A 25,043-nucleotide genomic window follows, 5' to 3' on the forward strand; every position below is an offset into this window, starting at 1 on the left:
ATTAGATAACATGCCTTACTCAACCCGCGTTAGCATGTTTTTGCGACAATTTTGTTGCAGTACATACTTAACCCTATTGCGAACACTATCCTTTACCGCGCCTCAGCCGACACAGTCCGGCGAAAAGCGCGCTCTTCGAGCAATTGATCGAGGTCGGAAGCCTCTGTATCTTTATGAGATAATGGAAACAACACCCCGAAAGACGTTCCTGCACCAACTTCACTTTCGACAAGAAATGCGCCCCTGTGACGGTTTACGATATGTTTGACAATAGCCAAACCAAGTCCCGTCCCTTTTTTGAGACCGCGCCCCGGATCCACGCGATAAAACCGCTCAGATAATCTTGGCAAATACTTGCGGTCCATTCCAGGTCCCTGATCGCACACCCTCAAGACAGCATATCGCGTACCAGAAGGACCAAGACTATTTGTTATAGAAAATTGCGCAGCCCCTTCCATGCGGCGACCAGCCTTCTCAAGCGCTTCATCTTGGCTCAGATCAGAAAAGACCTCTACTTCAACCTCATCTCCGCCTTCAGAGTACTTTATCGCATTATCAATCAAGTTTTGAGCAACTTGGGCCAGCTCATCACGCACCCCCATAACGGCCACGCCGTTTTCAGGTCCGGTAATTTTGATTTTCACCTCGCGCTCATCCGCGACCGGCCCCATCGCATCACATACCTCACTAATAACAGCCGCAAGGTCGGCATTCGTGGCTGGACGTCTATGCTCACTCAATTCAATACGAGAAAGAGACAACAGATCATTTATAAGCCGCCGCATGCGCTCTGCTTGGCCTTGCATAATTTCCAGAAAATGCCCCCAAGCCGCATGATCATCTTTTGCCGGCCCCAACATTGTTTCGATAAACCCCGCAAGCGAAGTCAGTGGCGTCCGCAATTCGTGGCTCGCATTTGCCAAAAAGTCCGCACGCGCAATTTCGGCACGCTTCACCGCTGTTAGGTCTTCCATTGTAATCAGAACACCTAATCCGGCATTCGTTGTCACTGGCGCAGCCACGCACGCATAAGTACGATCATATTCACCACGTTCTACGAACGCAAAATACTGCGGCTCTTTATCTGCCAGCGCATCTTCCACAGCACCCAACATCTCAGGACGCCGCACAACAGAAGACAATACAGGCATTTCACCCGCAAATCGAAAATTCTGACGTGCAGCTTCATTTGCAACTTCCACACGCCCCTCAGGATTCACGAACAAACATGGCTCACTCATAGCGCTCACCAATACGGCACGAAACTCTTTGTTGGTGAGCTCACCCTCTGTACGCGCGGCCCGTAATATCTCTTGTTGTTGGAGATCACGGCTTTCATACATGCCGCGCACCACACTCATCACAACGAGCGCCACAATCCCAATAATTGCGGCAGGTAGGCTAATCATATTGCCAAGGCTCAGACCACCAAACACCACCACACCGCTTATAGTAGTCCAAATAAAATTTGATCGTTGCGCGGTCCAAAAATCTAAATTCAACGCCCTATCCTATTCTGCTTCACCCCATCGCAGGGGCCACGCTTTGCAACCAAAATCGATTCAACCCAATCTTACGCATGATTTATCTGCAATTTGTATCAATTTCGGTTTTTTATTTTTCCAGCGCTTAGAAAAGCCCCCGTCTTTCCACTTTACGTTAAACGTAATGTCACTTTCATGTCAGATAAAGAAAAAGCTGCAGATTCATGCAATTATTGTTTTTCGATAATTATTTGTTGACAATCGTTACGTATTGTCAAATATATAGCCCCATAACCATGCGCAATGCATGCAAGCTTTTTCTGAATGGAACACCTCTCGTATGAAACATTATTCTGCGTCAGCAATTGCAATATTGGCCGGTGGATGCGCCAGCATTGGCGGCGGAGATTTTGCGGCCGATTACACACTTGCCACAACGACTGTTCCAAACGAATGGGCCGTTACGCTGCCTGCCCCAGCCGAGCAAACAGACTGGCTTTCTCAATTCAATTCAGAAACAATGAACAGCTTGATCGCTGAGGCCTTACAAGCAAACCCCAGCCTCATTGCAGCACGTGCCCGCGCCGATGCAGCGAGTGCAACTGCACGCGCCGCCCGCGGTAGCCGCCTTCCAAGTCTCAGTGGTTCATCTAGCGCTGAACGCAATTTCGTGAGCTCAGGGTCTGGCAGTTCAGATTACAATGACTTTTCTTTGGGACTATCCACAAGTTGGGAAGTTGATCTGTGGGGGCAAGTCTCAAAACGCATTTCCGCTTCCGATAAAGATTTTCTAGCAAATGAAGCTGACCTTGAAGATTTAAAACTCTCCATTGCTGGTCGCACAGCGAATGCATGGATCAATCTGTCAAATGCCCGTGCACAACTTGCGCTCGCTAATGACGAGCTAGATGCACGCAAAAATGCACGCGAACTTACAGAGCGCCGTGTCGCGACTGGTTTGGCAACAACACTTGATGTCCGACTGTCACGCTCGGCTGAAGCCAGTGCAGAATCTTCAATTGCCCGCTCTCAGCTCAACGTCAAAGATGCAGCGCGCACACTCGAAGTGTTACTCGGCCGCTATCCTTCAGCAGAAGTGAATGCCCCAGAAACACCACCAAGGCTCGTGGCCATGCCTAATGCCGATATTTCACCTATGGAGTTGTTAGCGCGGCGCCCAGATATCGCTGCAGCCGAAGCCCGTATGGCTGCATCAGGCCTGCGTGCAGACCTTGCCCGCCTCGCCATGCGTCCTTCGCTAAGCCTCACTGGATCTGCGTCTATCCGATCAACCGAAGTGGAAGACCTACTCGACATTGATCAACTCGCTGGTCGTGTTCTCGCCAATTTAACCGCCCCCATATTCAATGGTGGCCGTCTTGCCAATGAATCTAAAGCCGCTCGCTTCCAGGCTCAGGCTGCCGCTGCGAATTATGCAAGTGCAGTCCTCTCCGCGTGGGAAGAAGTAGAAGGCGCGCGCGCTGCTGACATCTCCTTGGCCCAACAAGAGTTAGCATTGCAAGTAGCGATGGATGAAGCCGAAGCCGCTGAAACAATCGCTGAAAGACAATATCAACAAGGGTTGATCTCAATATTCAATCTGATCGACGCCCAAACCCGTCGTATCAATGCCAATAGTCAGCTTCTAGCGACGCGTGCCTCACGCGCCATCAACCGTATTAATTATCATCTAGCGTTGGGCGGCGGGGATGCTCCTGTCCTTAATACCCCCGCAAACAACGCCCCTGCAGGAAATTAAGACCATGAAATTCAAATCAATCCTCAAAGTCGTATTGCCCATAGCTATTATTGGTGGCGGTATCGTTGTTGGAAATGTGTTGGGCGCGATGAAGCCTCCTCCCGAGGAGAAGGAACGTGGTCCAATCGGTCTTGCTGTTCTCGCGGAAGAGGCCACACTTGCCAACGTATCTTTATCCGTAGAGGCACAAGGGGCCGTTCGCCCGAAACGCCAAGTTCAACTTTCTCCTCAAGTATCTGGCCGCGTAAAATACGTGTCGCCAAATCTTGAAAATGGTGGATTTGTTAAACGCGGAGAAGTCCTTATCCGCCTTGAAGACGCCGACTACAAACTCTCAGCTGTCCGCGCAAGTTCAACTGTCGCAAGCGCACGTCAAGCACTGGCCACCGTTATGGCACAAGCTGAAGTGGCCAAAACAGAGCTCCAAGAGCTTGGTATCAAAAACCCAAGCCCTCTTGCTTTACGTGAACCTCAATTAGCCGAAGCACGCGCCGCACTGGCTGCCGCTGAAGCCCAAGCTGAAGATGCAGCCTTACAATTGCAACGTACTGAAGTACGTGCGCCATTTGATGGTCTCGTGGAATCAAAATCAGTTGAGCTTGGCCAATTCGTATCACCAGGCAGCCCAATTGGTCAGGTTTTCGCTAAAGATGCCGTTGAAATTGAACTTGCAATCCCGAATGAAGAAATGGGCGATCTAGGCCTTCCAATTGCGTTTAATGCAACAAAATCAACTCCCGGCCCCAAAGTCTCATTCTCAGCTAATATTGGAGGCAAACCCCACAATTGGGTTGGTACAGTCACACGTACAGGCGCATCAGTAGACACCAGAACACGCCTCGTTTCCATTTTCAGCCAAGTGGATGACCCGTTCGGTGAAGGGGCCGACAATGGCATCCCTCTTGCCCCGGGTCTCTTCGTTGATGCGGTGATAGAAGGGCGCACACTTAACAATGTCATTCAAACACCACGCTCTGCCCTGCGCGGCCTAGATACGGTCTATGTCGTCAATGAAACAGAAGAAGAAATTATCGACCGCGAAACGCGTCTTGAAAATGAAAAACAAGACGAAATAAAGAAAGCGCGCGAAGCAGCAGAAAAGACTGAAGAAGAGCTTGGCTATAAAATTCCTAAAGAAGCCATGGATGCCAAGATCGAAAGTATTGAGAAAAAATACGAACAAATCGCCGAAGAGAACAAAAAATCAGATGCTAAAACTTCTGACGGCACAGCGGATAAAGAACCTGAAGAAACAACTGAGTTTGTTCAAACACTTGAAATTCGTAAAGTCGATGTCCTGAGATCGACAAAAGATTATGTCTATATCTCTTCAGGCCTAAGCGAAGGCGAGAAAGTTATTATTTCTCCAGTTCAAGCTGCAATGACTGGTATGCGGGTGCGTACCTTCGATTCAAATGAAGCCGAAACAGACGCCTCTCCAGAAGATGACGTTTTGGCCTTGGCTTCTGATACAGCAAGCGGAGCAAACTAATGGGTGGTCTAATCTCATTCTGGGCGCGCAACTCTGTTGCGGCCAACCTTCTCATGGTCTGCTGTATCTTTGGGGGGATATTCGGTTTCTCTCGCCTTGAGCAAGAAGTCTTTCCCGGCGGAGAGTTTAATGGTGTCTCCGTGTCAATCGCTTGGCAGGGTGCCTCACCGCAAGATGCAGAAGAACAAATCGTCCTCCGACTTGAAGAAGCTGTCGCCGATGTGGATGGCATAGACACCATTACATCCATTGCCTATGAAGGCGGCGGAACAGTCAACATTCGAGCACTCAACTCAGTTGATACTCAAAAATTCCTCGACGAAGTGAAACTCCGCGTCGACTCGATCAATAACCTCCCTCCCTCCGCTTACCGGCCGCAGGTCCAACAGTGGAAGCAAAACAACGAATATTTCGGGATGGTTGTTGCCGGTGACGTCAACCCACGTGAACTTAAACGCATTACAGATACTGTTCGCGATGAAATCGCCCGTATACCCGGTGGTGAGCTTGCTGTTGTTCAAGGTACACTTCCTGAAGAGGTCACTATCGAAGTTTCCGAAAGCGCTATGCGCCAATATGGATTGACCTTTGATGACATCGCATCCGCTATTCGCAGCAGCTCCTTAAACGGTAGCGGCGGGCAAGTACGTACGGATACAGGTAGCGTAACAATTCAAACACGTAATCTTGCAGATACTGCTGAGCAATTTAACAATCTCATTATCAAGCAATCTGAAAATGGCGGTGTCATCCGCGTTGGCAATGTTGCACGCGTGATAGATGGTTTTGTCGACGAAGACCTTTCTACATCCTTTGAAGGAAAGTCTGCTGCATTCATTATGATGCGCGCGACAGAAAATATGAATTTGCCTCAATATTCCAAAGCCCTCAAAAGCTATATGGAAGAGAAAAACGAGACACTCCCAGAATCCGTTCACCTACACCTGCTTTGGTCAGATTATGACTTCATGAGCAAGTTGATCTCAATCATTACAAACTCAGCCGTGACAGGAACACTTCTTGTCCTCATCGTATTACTTCTTTTCCTACGTCCGATCGTTGCCTTCTGGGTTGCAGCAGGAATTTTGACAGCCTTTGCCGGTGGTTTCTTCCTACTTCCTATCATGGGCGTATCACTGAACATCCTGTCTCTCTTTGCTTGTTTGCTGGTAATCGGGGTTGTGGTGGATGATGCCATTGTCATCGGGGAAAGCATTCATACCGAGGTAGAAAGCGGACGCCATGAAGGTGTCGAGGCTGCCGTTGTTGGTGCCAAAGCCGTTGCCAAGCCTGTATTATTTGGTGTGATCACAACCATGATCGCCTTTGCACCTTGGGCCCTCTTATCTGGACCAGAGCGTCAATTCACACAGAACTTCACACTTACAGTAGTTGCCGCGCTAACCTTCTCACTGGTTGAAGCCTTCTTTATCCTGCCGGCACACCTAGCTCATCTAAAAAAGCAAAAGCCTAAAGGTTGGACCAAGCAATTTACAAACTTCCAGCGTAAAATTGCGGATAGTCTATTGTGGGTGGCACGCACAATTTACATGCCTATCCTGAAGTTTGCGATTCAAATGCGCTACGCAACAGCCGCTGCATTCATTGCTCTCTTCATGTTTGCCCTCGCATTAGTGCAACATGGTTATGTGCCGTTCAAATTCGAGCCTGAAACAGAAGGTGACTTCATCTTCGTTCAGATCGACATGCCAGATGGAACACCATTCAGCCGCGTAAAACAGGTTGAGAACCAACTTAAACTTGGTGTGCAAGCCTTGCGCGATAGCGAGAATGAGAAATGGTCATCACTTGATTTTGACATCGTCCGTGATGCATCCATCGTGTCTTCTGAAGGGCAAGTCATGTCATGGATTGGGCTCGCTGCTCCTGAAATCCGTCCACGTGAAGTGTCTACAAAACAGCTCGCAGAAGATTTGCGCGCCTTCACTGGAGAAATCCCAGACGCACAAGAAACACAATTTGCCTTCTCCTTTAATGATAGTGACCCGCGTCTTCGTTTCGCACTAAACCACCCAGATTTGGAGGTCCTTAGACAAGCCGCAGATGAATTGCGGGCGCACTTAGGCACCTATGCTGAAGCTTACAATGTGGGTGATAACTTCTCTGCAGCAGCGCAAGAAATTCGCCTCACAATGAAGCCCGGCGCGGAAAGCCTTGGCCTCACGCTCAGAGAAGTATCTCGTCAGGTTCGCCAAGCCTATTATGGTGAAGAGGTGCAACGCCTCCCCCGTGAAGGTGATGACGTCCGAGTAATGGTAAAACTTCCAGAAGAAGCTCGCCGTTCATTGGATAGTTTGAACCAGTTTAGAATCCGCACAGCAGATGGCCGTGAAATCCCACTCATGGAAGTTGCAAATGTCGAATTCGCACCTGGCATCAATCGTATTCTTCGCCGTGAGCGCCAGCGATCAGTTTCCGTATTTGCTGAAGTTGCAAGTGAATCACAGCGCGAGATTATTCAAAGCGTCAATAAGAACTTCATTCCAAAACTTCAGGAAGAATTTCCAGGCCTTACATCTGGTGCGCTTGGTTCTGCTGAACGTGAAGCTGAATTCTTTGGTGAAATTATCGGCCTACAATTAGCTGCATTCTTTGTGATGTATTGCCTGCTGGCCATTGCGTTCAAATCCTATGGACAACCATTGCTCATCATGTCCGCTATCCCATTTGGTTTTGCCGGAGCAGTCTTTGGGCACGCCCTTCTTGGTGTCCCAATGGCAATGTTCTCCATCTTTGGTATCGCTGCGGCGGCGGGTGTTGTGATCAATGATAACCTTGTGTTGATTGATTATCTCAACAAAAGACGTGAACACGGCGTCGGTGCCCTTCAAGCTATTGTTGAAGCAGGTGTCTCGCGTTTCCGTCCAATCTTATTGACATCGGTTACAACCTTTATCGGTATTCTGCCTATGATCATGGATCGTTCCATGCAGGCGCAATTCCTTAAGCCAATGGTTGTCTCTCTTGGGTGTGCGGTTATCTTCGCCTTATTCCTAAGTCTACTTCTTGTACCTTCGCTATATGCAATTGGTGTTGAGATCAGTCGTATATTTGCGAGAATTTTCAAAGGCAAAAAATTCCAATCTATCGGACACTCCTTCGATGAAGACACGCTCGACATCACAGGGGAAGCTGAAGCAGAGGCTGAAGCCGCAGATCATGCACGCAGCCTGCCTCACCCTGCTCAATAGTTGGTAACAATTCAAACAAACGCACAGTTTAATCTTGCGCGTTTGTTTACTTTTCAGAGTGGTGCGTATTAGCTCTTGCGCATATCTTAGGAGAACCACATGCTAAAACACCTAAAACTAGCAACATCAGTGCTAGCTCTTTCTCTAGCAACAGCTTGCGCAAGCGTTCAGCCTGCCCCTGAAGACACGGCCGCAAAACAAACTGTCACTGAAGTCGCTAAAGTTGTTGAAGAGGTCAAAACTGACGTCACACCCAAAACACCAGAATTTGGCACATTTGGCCTAGACCTGACCGCAATGGATAACAGCGTTGACGCGGGAAACGACTTTTTCCGTCACGTGAACGGCAAATGGTATGACACATTTGAAATCCCAGCCGACAAATCACGTTATGGCTCGTTTAACCTGCTAGCCGATCAATCTGAAATCCAAGTGCGCACGATCATTGAAGATCTCGCAAAATCAACACCAGACCTTTCAACATCTTCCGGCAAGATTGGCATGTTCTACAAAGCCTTCTCCGATACAGATGCAATCAATGCTGCGGGCCTAGCACCGGCTCAGCCCTATCTTGACCGCATTAAATCATTGAACAGTTTGGACGACCTAGCGAACATTTTCGCTTCAGCGGGCTTTGCATCTCCTTTTGGCGGATATGTCTTTGCTGACCCGAAAGAAACGGATGTCTACATTTTCCAAGCCGGCCTCTCTGGGCTTGGTATGCCTGACCGCGACTATTACTTCAAAGATGATGAGAAGTCTGTCGAACAGCGCGCAAAATATGTGCAATTCCTTACATTCCTTCTCACAGAAGCAGGTTTTGACTCTCCATCAGATGCAGCGGCAAAAGTGATGGATCTTGAGACGAAAATCGCCGCCGCCCACTGGGATCGCGCCATCTCACGTAACCCTGAAATCACCTACAACAAAATTTCCGTTGAAGCTTTAGAGGGTATGGCCAAGCAATTTCCTGTCGCCACATTCCTCGATGGTCTCGGCCTTGCGGGGCAATCAGAACTCATCGTGGGCGAAATCCCGCCAACACAAGAAGAGCTTGATGAAGCTGGCTTGTCAGCAGAAGACGCAGCAAAATTAGGCGGCGGTTTCCCAGAAGCGTTCAAAGTTGTTGAAGACACTCCACTTGATGTATGGAAAGCTTATCTGACAGCACATTTCTTGTCAGATCACGCGAGTGTACTTCCATCCAATATTGATGATGCCAACTTTGATTTCTACGGAAAAACAATGCGTGGTCAGCCAGAGCAACGCGCGCGCTGGAAACGTGCTGTTGGTGCTACGGAAGATATTTTGGGAGAAGCCATCGGGAAAGAATATGTTGCCCGCCACTTCCCTGAAGAAAACAAAGTGGCGATGGATGCACTTGTTGCAAACTTGCGTCTCGCAATGGCTGAAAACCTTAAAGAGCTTGAGTGGATGGGCGAAGACACTAAAGTCAAAGCCAAAGAAAAGCTCGACACATTCAACCCGAAAATCGGTTATCCGAATGAGTTTGAAACATATGACACGCTTCAAGTTACAGACAATGCACTCGACAATGCGATCGCTGCATCTGACTGGCAATGGAAAGACAATGTTGCTCAGCTAGGCACTGAAATGGACCGCGATCAATGGTTCATGACCCCGCAGACAATCAATGCGTACTACAACCCGCTCTTTAACGAGATCGTGTTCCCCGCTGCGATTTTGCAACCACCTTTCTTCAACATCTCTGCTGACCCTGCCGTAAACTATGGTGCGATCGGTGGTGTGATTGGTCACGAAATTGGTCATGGCTTTGATGACCAAGGCTCCAAATTTAGTGCTGACGGTTCCTTGTCCAACTGGTGGACAGCCGACGACTTGAACAGCTTCCGTGGCCTGACCAAAGCATTGGTTGCGCAATACAATGATTTCTGCCCACTCGATGAAGGCGAGACATGTGTTAACGGTCAGCTGACACTCGGTGAAAACATCGGAGACCTTGGTGGTTTGTCATTGGCCTATAAAGCCTACAAACTTTCTCTCAATGGCGCAGAAGACAAAGTCATTGATGGCCTTACAGGCGATCAACGTTTCTTCATGTCTTGGGCACAAGTTTGGCGCTCAAAATACCGTGACGAAGCCACACGCCAGCAACTTATCACTGACCCACACTCACCACCTTACTACCGTGTGAACGGGCCAGTCCGTAACCTTGATGCATGGTATGAGGCATTCGGCATTACCGAAGACCATGCACTTTACCTTCCACCAGAGAAACGCATCAAAATCTGGTAAGACCTAAATTCCCGCCTTCCGGTTTTCCCGGAGGGCGGACTTACCCTACTTAGGATTATCCAAAATGTTGATACAGCCCATCATTCGGTCCTGCCTTGCAGGAGCCGTCGCCGCTATCTCTTTGTCTGCGTGCGACCTTCCTTCTGAACCGATTTCGATGCATGTCGAAAAACCCGATAGCATTCATTTTGGAACGTCCGTCCAAGCAATGGAATCCTCATTAAATGGGATGTGTACATCTCTGGAAATCCGTCAGATAGAGCCACCCCTTATCGCGGATGTTGAAACCCAGTCACAAATTGATTGCCAAGGATTTCCATATTTCGGCAAACCACGTTTGGCAGAATTCATTTTCGTCAATGATGCTCTTATGCTGACTTGGATATTGGTTGAAGCTGATGAAATCCCTGCCCTCGAATCTGCTTTCACCACGACCTTTGGTGAACCAACTTTTTCCAAAGATACAATACTTGCCTACGCGCATAATTTTGCAGGCGTGCGAAATGACACGCCAGAAGCGCTCTATTATTCAGAAACCGCAGCGCCTTATGTGATAGATCGCGTCAACCGCTTACCTGACAGGGACTAACCCATTCTCAGGCGATATTCAGCCAATCTTCATAGCCTCACCATGCTGCAAGGTCGGAGCTAGCACACATATAACAGGCGGCCAGAAGCCCACTTCCACACCACACGCTCAAAGTGTATTTTTAGATATTTAACGCGCTTTATTAAGAAATTGCGCGCTATTCTAAATCCATAATTTTAGACAACCACTGGAGAACACGTTACACACGGGGCAGACCACATGCTTACAAAAACCAGATTCCGCATCTGCTTTATCACCCTTTGTGCAAGCGCTTTATTGGGCGCGTGTGGTGGGGGGCATGACCCCAATTCTGTTAAAAAGCCAAAGCTCATCGAATTTGGCGCTCCCTTAGAAGCGATTGAATCTAAACTTAATTCTCGCTGCGACACGCTTGAAAGCTATCCAATAGACCCGCCTCAATTTGCAGGTCTAAAAAGCCAAGCCCAAATAGATTGTACAGGCTTTGCTTATTTTGGTGCAAAACGCGATGTTGAATTTGTCTTCGTAGATGGCGCTCTTGCCATTGCACATATCAATGTTGAGGACAGCGAATTACCCGCAATTGAACAAGCCTTTATCGACACTTTAGGCACGCCAACTCATTCAAAAGACACGGTTTTAGTGTTCGCAGACCACAATACTGCCGTGCGAAACAATCCGACAGAAGTGACGTTTTTCGCAGCATTCGCAGCCCCCTCTTTAATCCAAAGCGCAAGCATTAGACCCGACCGCGAATAGATCATCTTGTCGCATATCATGGGGTTTGACTCCTCTAGTATTGGACGCTACCGCGTTTAAATGGATTCAGACATTCTCTATTATGTATGCGCAGCGATTGCCGTCATCATGACTGGGCTTGCCAAAGGCGGTTTTGCTGGTGTGGGTGCTGTCTCCATGCCCCTTCTCAGTTTACGAGGCGACCCGCTGGCAGCAGCAGCAATATTATTGCCCATTTTGATTGTGCAGGATGCGATTAGTGTTTTTTCTTACTGGCGCAACATAAATAAACGCATAGTTTTCATTATGTTACCTAGCATGGCGCTAGGCGTGTATCTGGGATTTCTGTTTGCAGGCTCTCTTCCGCGCAATTATATTATGGCGATGGTGGGTGTTATTGCCCTTTCATTTGGGGCGCATAGTCTTTGGAAAAAGCGCAAACGCAAACCTCAAATCGCACATAAAGGCCATACGGGATTAGGTCTTATTTCGGGTGTTGTGACAGGCTTCACCAGCCAGATTGCTCATGCAGGTGGGCCTCCTTTTCATGTGTGGGTGCTTCCACAAAAATTGCACCGTGACGTATTGGTCGGCACCAAAGCGATCTGTTTTGGCTTTCTAAATTGGATCAAAGTTCCTGCCTTTTTCGCACTTGGCCAAATGACAACCCAAAACCTGAAAACCTCCGCCATCCTACTTCCCCTCGCCATAGCCGCCACGTTTTTCGGTGTCTATCTGGTAAAACGTGTAGAAACAGAAAGATTCTACACCATCATATATATCCTGATGTGTTTGCTAGGTATGAAATTGATTTATGAAGGTTTTTTCTAGCCAAAACGTAGAAACACCCCGTCAGATCCCTTGCCAGTAAACTGGCATATCCCTCTGGCGGGGTGCATTATTGGCTTTTAAAATCCCGTCGGATATGGCTTGTAAGCAAGCCCTACTTCTCACCTCAGCAGGTGGGCACTGGCAATAGTGCCGTCAGTCTCCGACCAAGCCAATGAAGCTCGTAATTCTCGTCTAGAGTGTCCTAAGGTTAACACAAAAATGATGAGATTTAAAGTCACTTCAAAAGTGCAATACCTGATGCAAGCAATTGCCTATCGCCCTATGCTGGGCGTATAGATCTAACCCCTTCCATCCAAAAGGATTTTTACATGGCGGTTTTTCTTATTTCCTACGATCTGCGCGATGATCGAAACTATGATGCGCTTTACGAAGCGTTTGAGGAGCAGAATGTTGGCCGCATATTGGAGACCACATGGCTCGGAGAGCTACAAGCCAGCACGAGCGAAGTGCGTGAATGGGTCCAAAGCCTGCTTGATGAAGACGACACCATTCTAGTGATAAAAATGAAACCTAAACACGGCTGGGCCGGCACCCAACTCGTCGAAGGCGTCAGCAGCTGGATTAAATCTCTGCTCAACCCGAGTTAAGGACAAATTAATCCATGAAAATTCTTCCACCAAAACCAAACGAATTCTTTGGCGCTCGTATTAAAATTAACAGAGCCAACGAGCACATTTTGGATTTAAAAAATATATTCGAATACTACCTAAAAAACGACTCCTACACTCTAGATGTCAAAAAAGATAAAAGTGGGCTTAACGCAATAGTGCTGGAAACGAACCCTCTGTTGCCACCCAATTTTCCCACCCATATCGGAGACACGTTCCACAACTTAAGAACAGCGTTAGATCATGTGACATCGGATATCGTTGGAAAAAAAGATAAACGGTCTGGCTTCCCAATCGATGCATCTGAAGAAAAATTTAGAAAAAGCCCCAAACTAACTGTACTATCTGCAGCTTCTCCAGCAGTTTATGAATATATATTACACACTTTAAAACCCTTTGGAAAAAGGCACCCTTTGGTAGAACTTAGTCAATGTGACAATGCTGATAAACATCGGCTTCTTCTTCCCACCTTCAGCATTACTGAAGTGACAAATATTCAAGCAGTATGTAGCAACCAAGGGCAATACAAAGATATTACATTGTCTGCATCTAACGGAAATTTCGTTTCGGGGATCGCTACTGACGCAAACATTACAATTACCAGTGAGGGAGTCCCCACAGGTGAATTACGCTTTTCGAGCGACCATGAATTTGCCGGAATGCCCGTACTGCCAACCCTAAATCAACTTAGTCAGATTGTGACTAATGTAGTGTTAGAAATTCAAAAAATTCACTTTCGTACATAACAGTAACCAACCTCAGCAAATAGGTTTATTTTCCTCACCATATAGCATATAGTCCCACCATCTCACGACGACAGGACATTTAACATATGCGACATAGCGATATCTGGAATGGTATTGATGCGCTGGCGGCGCGTCATAATTTATCTGTTTCCGCCCTTGCGCGGGCCGCAGGGCTAGACCCGACCGCCTTCAATAAATCCAAACGCGCAAGCCCAGACGGAGCAAAACCGCGCTGGCCCTCCACTGAAAGCCTCTCAAAAGCGCTCGCTGCCGTAGGCACGGGCTGGCAAGAATTTGCAGACATGGCACAAGGACTTCAGGGCCGCACCATCCCCCTGATTGGTTTGGCGCAAGCTGGCCATGGCGGATTTTTCGACGATGCAGGCTTTCCCGTAGGTGCTGGCTGGGATGACATCCACTTCCCCGATATGGGCGATGAAACTGTCTATGCCTTAGAAATCTCAGGCGACTCGATGGAGCCCGTCTTTCGCGAAGGCGATCGCATCATCGTTGCACCCGGCATGGATGTGCGGCGCGGCGATCGCGTCGTTGCTAAAACCAAATCAGGTGAAGTGCTCGCCAAATTATTAGGCCGCAAAACCGCCAATCGCGTGGAGTTAATCTCGTGCAACCCCGCCTACCCGCCGCGAGAAATAGACATGGCCTCAATCGACTGGATCGCCCGTATCGTCTGGGCGAGTCAATAATAAAAAGCCCGCTAGATTGCTCAAGCGGGCTTTTAAATTCAAATGCAATTTCAGCGCTTAGCCTAACTTGCCAGCAAGACCTTTGCGCACAAGAGCAGCTGTTTCCTTCACGCCATAAAGGGCAGCAAACCCACCAAAGCGCGGGCCTTGAGATTGGCCAAGCAACACTTCGTAAATTGCCTTAAACCACTCACGTAAATTCTCAAATTCGTGCTCTTTACCGACACTAAAAACCAAAGATTGAAGCGCTTCGCCTGTTTCTTCGCCATCATAGCATTCTAGCTTTTCAGCAAGGCTCTCAAGAGCTGCGCGCTCTTGTTCGGTTGGCGCACGATAGGTCTTAGATGGCTTCACAAAGTCTTTGTAATACTCCATCGCAAAACCAACGAGGTGATCTAGCAAAGGCGTATTTTCTAGTGTCGCTTCTGGTGCATATTTAGAAATAAAGCCCCAAAGCACTTCTTTCGTGTCTGCATTGGCCGCAGACACAAGGTTTAAAAGCAAGGCAAACGAGATTGGCGAGCTTTCACTTGGTGGATTACCAGAGTGGATGTGCCAAACAGGATTTTCTACCTGCTTTGCTGGCTCCTCCTCAGGAAACTTACCAAGGAATGTCAGATACTCATCCACAGCTTTTGGAATGACATCAAAGTGCAATTTCTTAGCTGTGCGCGGTTTTTGGAATTGGAACAGAGCCAAGCTCTCTTGCGGCGCATATTGCAACCATTGCTCAACAGTGATCCCATTTCCTTTAGACTTAGAAATCTTCTCGCCTTTATCATCAAGGAAAAGCTCATAGACATATTGCGTTGGCGGCTCATTTCCAAGGATACGACATATTTTAGAATAAACGGGCGCGTTTGCTTGGTGGTCTTTACCAAACATCTCAAAATCAACGCCTAACGCTGCCCAGCGCATACCAAAATCGGGTTTCCACTGAAGCTTCACATTTCCGCCCGTCACAGGAAGCGTAACTTCTGTACCATCTTCATCGTCAAATGTGATCTCGCCTTTTTGCGCATCCACACTTTTCATCGGCACATAAAGCACACGCCCCGTTTTAGGAGATATTGGCAAGAATGGCGAATAGGTCGCCTGACGTTCCGCCCCCAAAGTCGGCAACATCACTTTCATAATGTCATCAAATTTTTCTGCCGCTTTTAAAAGCGCAGCATCATAAGCCCCGCTTTTGTAAAACTTCGTTGCCGAGTGAAATTCATACTCGAAACCAAAACTATCAAGAAATGCACACAAACGCGCATTCATGTGATCGCCATAACTGTCGTGAGTACCGAACGGATCAGGCACAACAGTAAGAGGCTGCTGGATGTGCTCAAGCAGCATGTCTTGAGACGGTAAGTGCGGGGGGACCTTGCGCATACCATCCATATCATCAGACACACAGATCAAGCGTACCTCATAGGCACCAGCCGTTAACTGTTTAAAAGCTGACATGACCATTGTTGTACGGACAACTTCACCAAAGGTACCGATGTGCGGCAACCCTGATGGACCATAACCTGTTTCAAACACAACAGGCTGATCCTTTGAACGCCCCTGTTTTTCCTCAAGTTTCTGGATACGTTTAAGCAAAGCGCGTGCTTGCTCAAAAGGCCAGGCTTTTGCCGACTCTGCGAGTGGCGAGAGGATATCTGTAGGGATAACAGGGTTTGTCATAAAAATTTGTCTCCAGTTGGTGTATGGCAGTTAGCGCCGCCTGCCCTTCTGGTCAATGTCGCGTAGGACAAATGGCGTTTAATCCCGCAATTTATCCAACACCAAGCGCGCTTTCACCTTACAGGGAAACACAACACGTCTGCTTCCCAATAAGCCTAAAAGCATCGCTGCATCAGCGTATTACTGGCTGCGGCTAGGATCAGACTGTTGTAGCGGCTATTTTTTGCAAACGCGACGTCATGTGTTTGTACATACTTTGCGCCGCTTTATTCCATCCGATATGTGCCGCAATTGCCGCTGGCAAAACACCCAAAGCCCATGTGCGCCGCCATATACGCGCCGCATCTGGCCGCGTATTAATTATCCGCACGATATCCGGCGCAATACTATAGTAATTTTCAACTAAAGACCGCCCTTTGAACGTTGGCTTTAAGACATCATCACGAAATTTTCGAAGCGTTTTCAATTCCCAGCAATCATCTGCCAGGCCAATCGCTCCCACCGTTGCCGTGGTAAGGAAACACCCTTCTTTTTCAGGCGGAAGAAAGTCGGGTTCATCAGGAATAGAACATTCCATTCCCTCTTTCGCTAAAGCTTTTGTGCGTTCAGATGCAATTTTGACCGCTTCTTCCAGTCCTTTTTGATCAACCATATTCCCTATCGCGATAGCATTTTGATCTGACCAATTGGGCACGTATAATTCAAAACGCAAAGGGGTATGTTTCGTCAGCATGGAAGCAATGAAAGCCTTTGCAATCTTTGGCTTTTCTAGCTCCATCTTGCTGTTAAACTTGCCTTCAGCTGGATACCAAAATTCATTCTTATCAACCCAATACCGGCGCGGGCCAAACCCTACAGTGCGGTGGTAGGAATGTCCCATCGTTTTTCCAAACACCGCGTAAGGCTTGTTATGTGAGCTCGTAAGCTCAATCTCAGGCACATTATACCAAACTCTTGTTTCATCCTGATAGACATAGCCCCCCGCAGTACGCCGCTGCAGATTGGCTTCGATGAAAAAACCTTCCGTCACGACCTTATCCATCGTGGTTGAGATCATCCACTCAACCTCTGTGGTATCGCTCATAACCCGCCATGTGGACGCATCATACTCTATCAACCAATTACCCACGATTTCCTTGCCGCAAGTGACGATATCATCTTTGTCTTTGTCCGCTTTTTCTTCTTTAGCCTTCTCCCCCGCAAATGCAGCAGGGCTCACTCCCGCTAATAGCAAAGCGGCAATAACACGACGACGATTTTCAAATTTAAACTTAGACTGAAACACAGTTTGGGGCCTTACACATGTTTGGAATGTTTCCTGCACTCTTCCATTTAGGTATTAAGAAAAAACAACCCAAACTTAATAAGACGCAAGGAATTCACGACTTTGTTGTTGACAATCATTCTCACTGAGTGCAAATAGTTCTCATGATCATTTGTATTTGCCGCCGCTTAAATGAGAAAAAGATATCGGAAGCGATAGACGCTGGCGCTGAATCTGCGCCTGCTGTTATGGCTCACCATCAAACTCGTTTTAATTGCGGCCAATGTCGCCACGACATCGCAGAAATGATCTCAAACAGCCAAGATATTGAAACATCAACTGATATTGCTGCTGAATGATTTTCATTTGCATCTCGAACTAAGATGCATTCTCAAAAGCCTTTGTTTAAATTAGATTTTTTCGTTAATTTCGTTGCCATAGCAGCCGAAGATAAGTATCGTTTGCTTCAACACCGAAAGATTTAAATATAAGGATATAGCCATGAAGGGCGATGCAAAGGTCATTGAGTTCCTCAACAAAGCACTGAAGAACGAACTTACCGCAATCAATCAATATTTCTTGCACTCGCGCATGTTGAAAGACTGGGGCGTATCTGTACTTGCAGAAAAAGAATATAAAGAATCCATTGAAGAAATGGAGCACGCCGATTGGTTGATTGATCGTATTCTCTTCTTAGATGGCCTGCCAAATCTGCAAGATCTCGGCAAATTGCGTATTGGTGAAAATGTTGAAGAAATTCTTGAAGCTGACCTAAAACTGGAAAACCAAGCTATCCCACTCCTTCGTGATGCGATCGAGTACGCTGAAAGTGTCCGCGATTATATTTCACGAGACCTATTCAACAAAATTCTCGATAATGAAGAAGAGCATGTTGATTGGATCGAAACCCAACAATCAATGATTGAGAAAATGGGCATTCAAAATTACGTTCAACTGCAAAGCAAATCAGCAAAAGAATAGTATTATATATTCTGTTTAGCTCTGCGCGTCCTGCTCAGAGCTAAACCATTTCTCGCGCAAATGCGCCAATAAAACCTTATCAAACATTACACTCTCCATTTGCGGCTGCTCAGGGCCCAGTGCTTCTAAAAATGCGGTGATGTCACCGCGCTTGCGTACTGATGCAAAATCATGTTCGTCGCTTTTTATCATTCCAATCTTATGTAAATGCTGTGAAGCATATCCTGTGAGGATAAATGATGGGTGCCATTTCAGCCCGCCATGCTTACCCAATTCATTCGTACAATTGGAGAATAACGTATTGTAAAGGCGCGCTTTATTCTCAATGCGTCGCGTTTGGGCCAACATAGCCTTCAAAAAGGATATGGACTGTTCAAGGCTGATGCTCAACGGATAAATTTCAACATTTTTATCCAGATAGATAGCCCGCCTTAAAACAAGATCACGTGCATCTGCCCACACATAGAGCAATTCAAATTTACCCCAATTGCCCTCAAAGGCAGAGTATTTCTCATCCACTTCACGGCGCGCCTCAATCGTAAGCCCAAGCAATCTATCATCAGAAAACTCAAACAATACAAGAGTATGCGCCATAGCGTCCATTCCAGGATGCGGCTCAACAAGGAACCACACTTGCTTTAAATCACCAAAGTCATGCGCTACTGGTTCACTCCGCCATATTTTTTCAAGCGGACCATTCCTATCATAGCTCCAATTGCGCGTGGGAGAGACTTCAAACGCTTTTTCTCTTAGCTCAACATGTGGCAGGCGTGATAAATGCTCGACGAAATCTCGGTCATGCTTTGCGGGTCTTGATACGCCGTATAAAGTGGCAAATAACAAAATTAGGAACACGGCTATCAGCGCACTCGTAGCGGGATAAGTACGCAATAAGCGAGTTATATGCGCCAATTTGTGCGAATACTTATCCATCAAACCCGCCATAGCGATATCTCCATTGATACTTATCCAAAGTGCGCAGAATTGGCGCGCGCCCAAGCTTGCGCAAGATAGGTGTCATTGGGCGAATTTAATAACTCATCTTTCTCCAACAAATCATAATATTGCGATGCCGGCACGGATTTCATAGCGTCCGTTTTGATCATCAAGCGGTCTGGATCAAGCTCATAAGGGTGGGAGGCCCCCGCAGCCGCTATGACTTCACTCAATGCATGCAAGGTGTTGTGTTGAAAGTGATAAACACGCTCGGCCTTATCAGGAATTACCAATCCACGTTCACGCCCAGGGTCTTGTGTCGCTATACCTGTTGGGCACGTATTATTGTGGCAATGTAGGGATTGAACACACCCCAGCGCGAACATGAAACCACGCGCTGAATTAATCCAATCAGCTCCCAGCGCCATTGCTGCCGCCATACCATAGCCAGAGACAATTTTTCCAGAAACAGCAAGACGGATATCCTCTTTCAATCCCGCTGCAACCAATGCATTGCGCGCAAGGATAAGTCCATCACGCAAGGGCGATCCGATATGATCTTGAAACTCCATTGGAGCCGCGCCCGTACCACCTTCTGCCCCGTCAACAACGATAAAGTCAGGCTTAATGCCAGTTTCTACTATTGCTTTGATAATAGAAAGAAATTCATGCGCAGGCCCCATGCATAATTTAAAGCCAACGGGCTTACCACCCGACAATTTACGCAATTTGGCAATAAACTGCACAAGCTCTAAAGGGGTAGAGAAAGCCTTGTGGTATGGTGGTGATACCACTGTTTCCCCCACGGGCACCCCGCGTGTTTCCGCAATGGCTTGTGTCACCTTTGCGCCTGGTAGCAACCCGCCATGCCCCGGCTTTGCACCTTGAGACAATTTGATTTCAATCATCTTGATCTGATCAAGTGAGGCAACTTCCTCAAAGCGTTGAGCGTCGAAGTTTCCATCTGCGGTTCGGCATCCAAAATACCCTGATCCTAATTCCCAAACGAGATCACCACTGCCCGCTTTGTGAAATTTGGAGACCCCGCCTTCGCCAGTATCATGATAAAATTGCCCTTTAGCAGCCCCCCGATTTAACGCTTCAATCGCATGACCACTTAGCGACCCATAACTCATAGCGGATATATTTAAGACGCTAGCAGAATATGGTTTTGTGCAATCAGGACCGCCCACCATAACGCGTAAACTCTCTATGGGTGCTGGCTCAACTGCACCAATCGAATGAGCGATCCATTCAAAACCGTTTGTGTTGTTATCAACATGCGACCCAAAAGGCTCCACACTACTTTCATTTGCAGCACGGCGATAAACCAATTGACGCTGTTCGTGATTGAAAGGACGCCCCTCCGTTTCGCTCTCCACGATATATTGGCGCAAGAAGGGACGCAGCCAATAAAAGAACCACCGAAAACGCCCCGTTACTGGATAATTACGACGCACCGCATGCCGCACTTGAAAAAGGTCCGCAATCCCAAACCAAAATAAGACGGCAAGCGGAACAATCGCCAGCCAAGCCCACTCAGAGTACAAACTCGCGACAATAGCGACAGCTAAAGCGATACACACAATAATGAATGGAAAAAATCTCATGACGACCCAAGCTCACGATAACTAAGAGAATATGCGTCTCATCAATATCGAATGTGCACACAAATGCACGCTCTCTCATGGAAAAAACACATCTAATGCGGGGAATAAGTCCATATTTTGCAATTCATTGGTCGCCCAATAGCAGAATATACTAGCCATAATTGTGAAAGACTGGGTATACCATGAATACACAATACAGGCAGGCACTACGAGGCACACCATGATTGAGCTAATTTTGTTTCGTCACGCGAAAACTCACCCTGCGATGCATGGTGAAGCCGATCATGAGCGACGCCTTACGCAACGTGGTTGGGATGACGCCCGCCTTATTGCGCAATCTCTATATGGCATTGGCGCGCGGCCAGACCTAATCATCCATTCAGACGCGCTGCGTTGTAGCGAAACACTCGATGCCATCGCCCCCACTTTCAGCAACCCACCATCAATTTCATCGCCTGAGCTTTATCTAGCAGAATCCCAAACCATTCTGCCTCATACAAATCTAAAAGCTCAAACGTCTGACTGTAAGAGCGTATTGGTCATCGGTCACAATCCAGGCATGCAATTATTAGCCTCTAGCCTCGCGCCGGGATCAACTGAAAACGAAGTGCGTATTCGCATGGGTTTCCCCACATCAGCTGCCGCTGTTTTTCGTCGCACAACACCAGAGCATCAATGGGAATTGCACACATTCGTCACGCCCAAAGAGCTAAAGCAAGCTACGAAAAAGAAATTAGGCAAGAAGCACAAATAGCGCTTATTTACAGCGATACACTATAGCACCCGCACATTCTGCACCTTCGATAGCTTCTGGCTTTTCAGCCTCAAATTCGCCAGCTACGATTTGTGGATGCGCCATAATGGCGTCCGCCATTGTGTTGAGAAATGTCTCGACCAAATCGAAATGTTGGTTTTCAGCTAAATCCCGCGCAGTGTCAGAAAACAAATTATAATCTACAGTTTCAACCAAATCATCTTTCTCTGGTTTGACCCGCGCCCATGCACGCACACTTATAATCAATGGCTGCGTGCGACCACGCTCATGCGTAAAAACCCCCAACTGTGCACGGATGGTCAAACGCTTTAAAAAAATCTGCGTGTAATCGGCATTGTATTGAAAAGCTGAAATGTCAGTTTTACTCATAATATTATTCCACAACCCCATCTACATCGGGCGTTTTCCACACGAGATGCTGACCACCATCAACCGCCAACATCTGACCTGTTACAGCTTCTGCATCTATAAAATATAGCAAGGCTTTGACGATTTCTTCAGGGGAAGACCCCTCGCCCGTCAGCGTCGCATCGACTTGTTGTTGAAAATCTTCTGCTGATTGGCGTTCATTCTGCAATGTGGGACCGGGACCAATCCCATTCACACGAATATTTGGCGCAAGCGCCTGCGCCATTGTTTGTGTCGCTGCCAACAGCGCTGACTTTGACAAAGTATAGCTAAAGAAATTCGGATTTAGCTTCCATACACGTTGATCAATCAGATTTACGATCAACCCTTTGGCCGTATCACTCACTTGGTTTGCGAATGCTTGAGAAAGCGCAATTGGTGCACGTAAATTCACACCCATATGCAAATTCCAGCTTTTGACATTATGGGTCTTCAAATCATCATCATAAAATTCAGAAGCATTATTGACGAGTAAACCAAGAGGCCCACCCAATCCCTTTGTCGCAGCAGGCACCAAGCCCGCAAGCGCTTGCTCATCAAGCAGGTCAGCCTGCACCAGCACGCCATCTCCACCCGCTTCGCGCACGGCATCCAGAGTGCGCTGCGCGCCTTCTTTAGAAGAGCGATAATGTATGGCGACCTGAAATCCACGTGCACCTAAACAAGTGGCCATTTCTTGGCCTAGCCGACGTCCAGCTCCCGTTATAAGTGCGTTCTTGGGGATCACTATGCCTGCGTTCCTGACAACAAGTTTGGAATATTCATGAAGGAAAACCCGTTCACGAGACCGACAATATACCCTACATACGCAAGCAGGAATACTGCCCCCATCAAACGACCAATTTTCCATTTGAAAGCAACAAACAGTGCGATAACAAGCGTCGCGATTGCCATCACCCAGTGACTATATTCATGGAAGCTTGTGCCAATCGTTTGCGCTTTCACTAAACCAATCGCACCACCTGCCGCAAACAAGTTGAACAAATTCGACCCGACAACATTCCCAAGCACGACATCTGTATGCTTACGCATAGCTGCGGCGATGCTTGCCCCGATCTCAGGAAGAGATGTCCCGACTGCAAGCAATGTCAGCCCAATAAGCGCTTCCGAGACATTTAGCTCACGTGCAATGAATACACCTGCATTAATCGTCAAACGCGCGCCGAGCGCCAAGCCAAGCAGACCTATCAGAAGGAATACACATACCTTCCAGATCGGCATGTCTTTATCGGCTTCATCCACTTCTTCGGGTATTTCATCATGATGAACCCCTGAAATACCAACCTTTTTACGGCTCGTGACCACGATGATACCGATATAGGCCACCAATAATGCAAGGAATATAGACCCCCACATCGGGTTCAACCCAAAATAATACGTGACGAATATCCAAAGGAACGTTGCCAGCAATGTCACCGCCATCGACCGACCAGTTCCAAAAGCATTGGTGGCAACAGGAGCAAAAATCGCAGTGAACCCGAGAACGAGCAGAATGTTGGCGATATTAGACCCGACAATATTTCCGTGCGCTAAATCTTCCGCATTGTTAAAGGCGGCATCTACAGACACCAAAACTTCGGGTAAGGATGTCCCAAACCCAATAACAACAATACCCGCAACAAGCGGTGAAAGCCCTGCTTTCAAAGCAGCAGCTACGGCGCCGCGCACAAGCGCGTCACCAGCGAACAAAAGCAACGCTAGACCGCAGAGCAGCCAGATAATTTGCATAATCATGTCAGATAGAAACACCTAATAAGTATCGAGAACCGCTCAAAACGTCGAATACTAAAAGGAATTAATCTAGGCGTTTGTACTCAAGAAGGTTCAAAATTGCGAACACAACGAATGTACCTACGAGTGCGTATACAGCTGTCATAAGAATTAGCTCCGAAGAAAACTTAAAGGGTTAGACATATACAGTCTCAAAGTGAATTTAAGACCGTTCGCGACAACACATAATGCTTTCGCGCACTTAGAGCAATGAAAACACATAAGCATCGCACCATGTTTCCGCAGTTTAGCTGCCGAAACATGGTTATTTCCCTAATTCACGGAAGATCCGCCCTTAAGAGAGTGTCAGTTTGCCGCGCACAAGCGCATCATAATCTTCAACAAGTGCTTTGGTCATTTCACCTGGTGTGTAAGTGTGACCCGCCATCTCTGCAACTGGTGTGACTTCAGCAGCCGTTCCAGTGATGAAACACTCAGAAAAATCACTCAGCTCTTCTGGTTTAATGCGGCGCTCAACAACGTCAAAACCGCGCGCCTTGGCCAAATCAATCACGGTACGGCGTGTGATCCCATCAAGGAAACAATCAGCGATAGGTGTGTGAATAACGCCATCTTTAATCAAGAATACGTTCGCACCTGTTAGCTCAGCAACATAACCACGATAATCAAGCATCAATGCATCCGCATAGCCTTCTTTTTCTGCTGCGTGCTTTGACATTGTACAGATCATGTAAAGACCAGCAGCTTTAGCAGCAGATGGAATTGTTTCTGGAGAAGGACGTTTCCATTTTGACATGGTCACGCGGATACCCTTCATTTTATCGGCAAAGTAATTACCCCATTCCCACATCGCAATCGCGAGGTGAATAGTGTTTTGTTGAGCGGATACACCCATCATTTCAGAACCGCGCCACGCGAATGCACGAATATAACAATCCTTGAAGCCCATCTTGGCCATCAATTCTTGTTTGGCTGCATTAATTTCTTCCACAGAATAGGGAATCTTATAATCCAGATATTCAGCCGATTTGTGGAGGCGTTTAGTGTGTTCGTCAGATTTAAAAATCTGCCCTTCATACGCACGCTCACCTTCAAACACGGCAGAACCATAGTGGAGCGAATGCGTTAAAACATGGACCTTAGCCTCACGCCACGGCACAAAGACACCGTCCTGCCAGATCCATCCATCACGATCATCATAAGGCAGCATAGACATGA

22 protein-coding genes are annotated in these 25,043 nt (G+C 47.4%); 13 read left to right on the forward strand and 9 right to left on the reverse strand.

The features are described 5' to 3' along the window. Positions 1–92 precede the first annotated feature (92 nt). Positions 93–1,502 (reverse strand): sensor histidine kinase, encoded by a 1,410-nt coding sequence (locus ACFQS8_RS10155; RefSeq protein WP_382167220.1) that lies wholly within the window; start codon positions 1,500–1,502, stop codon positions 93–95. Between the two features lie 322 nt (positions 1,503–1,824). Here ACFQS8_RS10155 and ACFQS8_RS10160 point away from each other — a divergent pair, with 322 nt between their 5' ends. The 10 genes from ACFQS8_RS10160 to ACFQS8_RS10205 all read left to right on the forward strand — a co-directional run bounded on the left by ACFQS8_RS10160 (position 1,825) and on the right by ACFQS8_RS10205 (position 14,443). Further along, complete coding sequence (locus ACFQS8_RS10160) at positions 1,825–3,243, forward strand: efflux transporter outer membrane subunit (protein ID WP_382167221.1); 1,419 nt, start codon at positions 1,825–1,827, stop codon at positions 3,241–3,243. Positions 3,244–3,247: 4 nt separating this feature from the next. Further along, positions 3,248–4,735: an efflux RND transporter periplasmic adaptor subunit gene (locus ACFQS8_RS10165; protein WP_382167222.1), complete on the forward strand. Its 1,488-nt coding sequence runs from the start codon at positions 3,248–3,250 to the stop codon at positions 4,733–4,735. After that, positions 4,735–7,947: an efflux RND transporter permease subunit gene (locus ACFQS8_RS10170; protein ID WP_382167223.1), complete on the forward strand. Its 3,213-nt coding sequence runs from the start codon at positions 4,735–4,737 to the stop codon at positions 7,945–7,947. The genes ACFQS8_RS10165 and ACFQS8_RS10170 overlap by 1 nt, the downstream gene beginning before the upstream one ends. A 99-nt stretch (positions 7,948–8,046) precedes the next feature. After that, positions 8,047–10,224: a M13 family metallopeptidase gene (locus ACFQS8_RS10175; protein WP_382167224.1), complete on the forward strand. Its 2,178-nt coding sequence runs from the start codon at positions 8,047–8,049 to the stop codon at positions 10,222–10,224. Positions 10,225–10,288: 64 nt separating this feature from the next. Continuing rightward, the gene (locus tag ACFQS8_RS10180; RefSeq protein ID WP_382167225.1) at positions 10,289–10,813 is read left to right on the forward strand and encodes a hypothetical protein; all 525 of its coding nucleotides are present in this window, start codon (positions 10,289–10,291) and stop codon (positions 10,811–10,813) included. Between the two features lie 219 nt (positions 10,814–11,032). After that, the gene (locus tag ACFQS8_RS10185) at positions 11,033–11,551 is read left to right on the forward strand and encodes a hypothetical protein (RefSeq protein WP_382167226.1); all 519 of its coding nucleotides are present in this window, start codon (positions 11,033–11,035) and stop codon (positions 11,549–11,551) included. Between the two features lie 60 nt (positions 11,552–11,611). Beyond that, complete coding sequence (locus ACFQS8_RS10190; RefSeq protein ID WP_382167227.1) at positions 11,612–12,361, forward strand: sulfite exporter TauE/SafE family protein; 750 nt, start codon at positions 11,612–11,614, stop codon at positions 12,359–12,361. A gap of 329 nt (positions 12,362–12,690) precedes the next feature. After that, positions 12,691–12,969, forward strand: coding sequence for a hypothetical protein (locus ACFQS8_RS10195; protein WP_382167228.1), 279 nt, complete (start codon positions 12,691–12,693; stop codon positions 12,967–12,969). 14 nt (positions 12,970–12,983) lie between these two features. Then, positions 12,984–13,736, forward strand: a complete 753-nt coding sequence (locus ACFQS8_RS10200; RefSeq protein WP_382167229.1) for a hypothetical protein — start codon at positions 12,984–12,986, stop codon at positions 13,734–13,736. An 86-nt stretch (positions 13,737–13,822) separates the two neighbouring features. Further along, positions 13,823–14,443: a S24 family peptidase gene (locus tag ACFQS8_RS10205; RefSeq protein WP_382167230.1), complete on the forward strand. Its 621-nt coding sequence runs from the start codon at positions 13,823–13,825 to the stop codon at positions 14,441–14,443. A gap of 57 nt (positions 14,444–14,500) precedes the next feature. On the opposite strand, the gene ACFQS8_RS10210 is transcribed toward ACFQS8_RS10205, so the two are convergent. Both ACFQS8_RS10210 and ACFQS8_RS10215 read right to left on the reverse strand, forming a co-directional pair. After that, positions 14,501–16,120, reverse strand: coding sequence for a lysine--tRNA ligase (locus ACFQS8_RS10210; protein WP_382167231.1), 1,620 nt, complete (start codon positions 16,118–16,120; stop codon positions 14,501–14,503). A 199-nt stretch (positions 16,121–16,319) separates the two neighbouring features. Further along, positions 16,320–17,405, reverse strand: a complete 1,086-nt coding sequence (locus ACFQS8_RS10215; RefSeq protein ID WP_382167232.1) for a CFI-box-CTERM domain-containing protein — start codon at positions 17,403–17,405, stop codon at positions 16,320–16,322. Positions 17,406–17,548: 143 nt separating this feature from the next. Between ACFQS8_RS10215 and ACFQS8_RS10220 the strand changes: the two genes are divergently transcribed. Together ACFQS8_RS10220 and bfr are read left to right on the forward strand one after the other, a co-directional pair. Then, a complete protein-coding gene (locus tag ACFQS8_RS10220; protein ID WP_382167233.1) occupies positions 17,549–17,743 on the forward strand; it encodes a (2Fe-2S)-binding protein in 195 nt (64 codons plus the stop codon). A 142-nt stretch (positions 17,744–17,885) separates the two neighbouring features. Beyond that, the gene (bfr, locus tag ACFQS8_RS10225) at positions 17,886–18,365 is read left to right on the forward strand and encodes a bacterioferritin (protein WP_382167234.1); all 480 of its coding nucleotides are present in this window, start codon (positions 17,886–17,888) and stop codon (positions 18,363–18,365) included. A gap of 15 nt (positions 18,366–18,380) precedes the next feature. On the opposite strand, the gene ACFQS8_RS10230 is transcribed toward bfr, so the two are convergent. Beyond that, on the reverse strand, positions 18,381–19,310 hold the full coding sequence (locus ACFQS8_RS10230) for a lipoprotein N-acyltransferase Lnb domain-containing protein (RefSeq protein ID WP_382167235.1): 930 nt from the start codon (positions 19,308–19,310) through the stop codon (positions 18,381–18,383). Between the two features lie 20 nt (positions 19,311–19,330). Continuing rightward, a complete protein-coding gene (locus ACFQS8_RS10235; protein WP_382167236.1) occupies positions 19,331–20,911 on the reverse strand; it encodes an FMN-binding glutamate synthase family protein in 1,581 nt (526 codons plus the stop codon). A gap of 220 nt (positions 20,912–21,131) precedes the next feature. Between ACFQS8_RS10235 and ACFQS8_RS10240 the strand changes: the two genes are divergently transcribed. Next, positions 21,132–21,665, forward strand: a complete 534-nt coding sequence (locus ACFQS8_RS10240; protein WP_382167237.1) for a SixA phosphatase family protein — start codon at positions 21,132–21,134, stop codon at positions 21,663–21,665. Positions 21,666–21,668: 3 nt separating this feature from the next. Here the strand turns inward: ACFQS8_RS10240 and ACFQS8_RS10245 are convergent, their stop codons facing one another. The 4 genes from ACFQS8_RS10245 to ACFQS8_RS10260 all read right to left on the reverse strand — a co-directional run bounded on the left by ACFQS8_RS10245 (position 21,669) and on the right by ACFQS8_RS10260 (position 25,041). Further along, positions 21,669–22,055, reverse strand: a complete 387-nt coding sequence (locus ACFQS8_RS10245; protein WP_382167238.1) for a dihydroneopterin aldolase — start codon at positions 22,053–22,055, stop codon at positions 21,669–21,671. A 4-nt stretch (positions 22,056–22,059) separates the two neighbouring features. Further along, the gene (locus ACFQS8_RS10250) at positions 22,060–22,821 is read right to left on the reverse strand and encodes an SDR family oxidoreductase (protein ID WP_382167239.1); all 762 of its coding nucleotides are present in this window, start codon (positions 22,819–22,821) and stop codon (positions 22,060–22,062) included. After that, positions 22,821–23,828: a calcium/sodium antiporter gene (locus ACFQS8_RS10255; protein WP_382167240.1), complete on the reverse strand. Its 1,008-nt coding sequence runs from the start codon at positions 23,826–23,828 to the stop codon at positions 22,821–22,823. Before ACFQS8_RS10255 ends, ACFQS8_RS10250 begins: the two co-directional genes overlap by 1 nt. A gap of 331 nt (positions 23,829–24,159) precedes the next feature. Next, positions 24,160–25,041, reverse strand: a complete 882-nt coding sequence (locus ACFQS8_RS10260; RefSeq protein ID WP_382167241.1) for a branched-chain amino acid aminotransferase — start codon at positions 25,039–25,041, stop codon at positions 24,160–24,162. Positions 25,042–25,043: the final 2 nt, after the last annotated feature.

The organism is Hirschia litorea (assembly GCF_042665075.1).
In the GTDB taxonomy this organism is placed as follows: Bacteria; Pseudomonadota; Alphaproteobacteria; order Caulobacterales; family Hyphomonadaceae; genus Hirschia; species Hirschia litorea.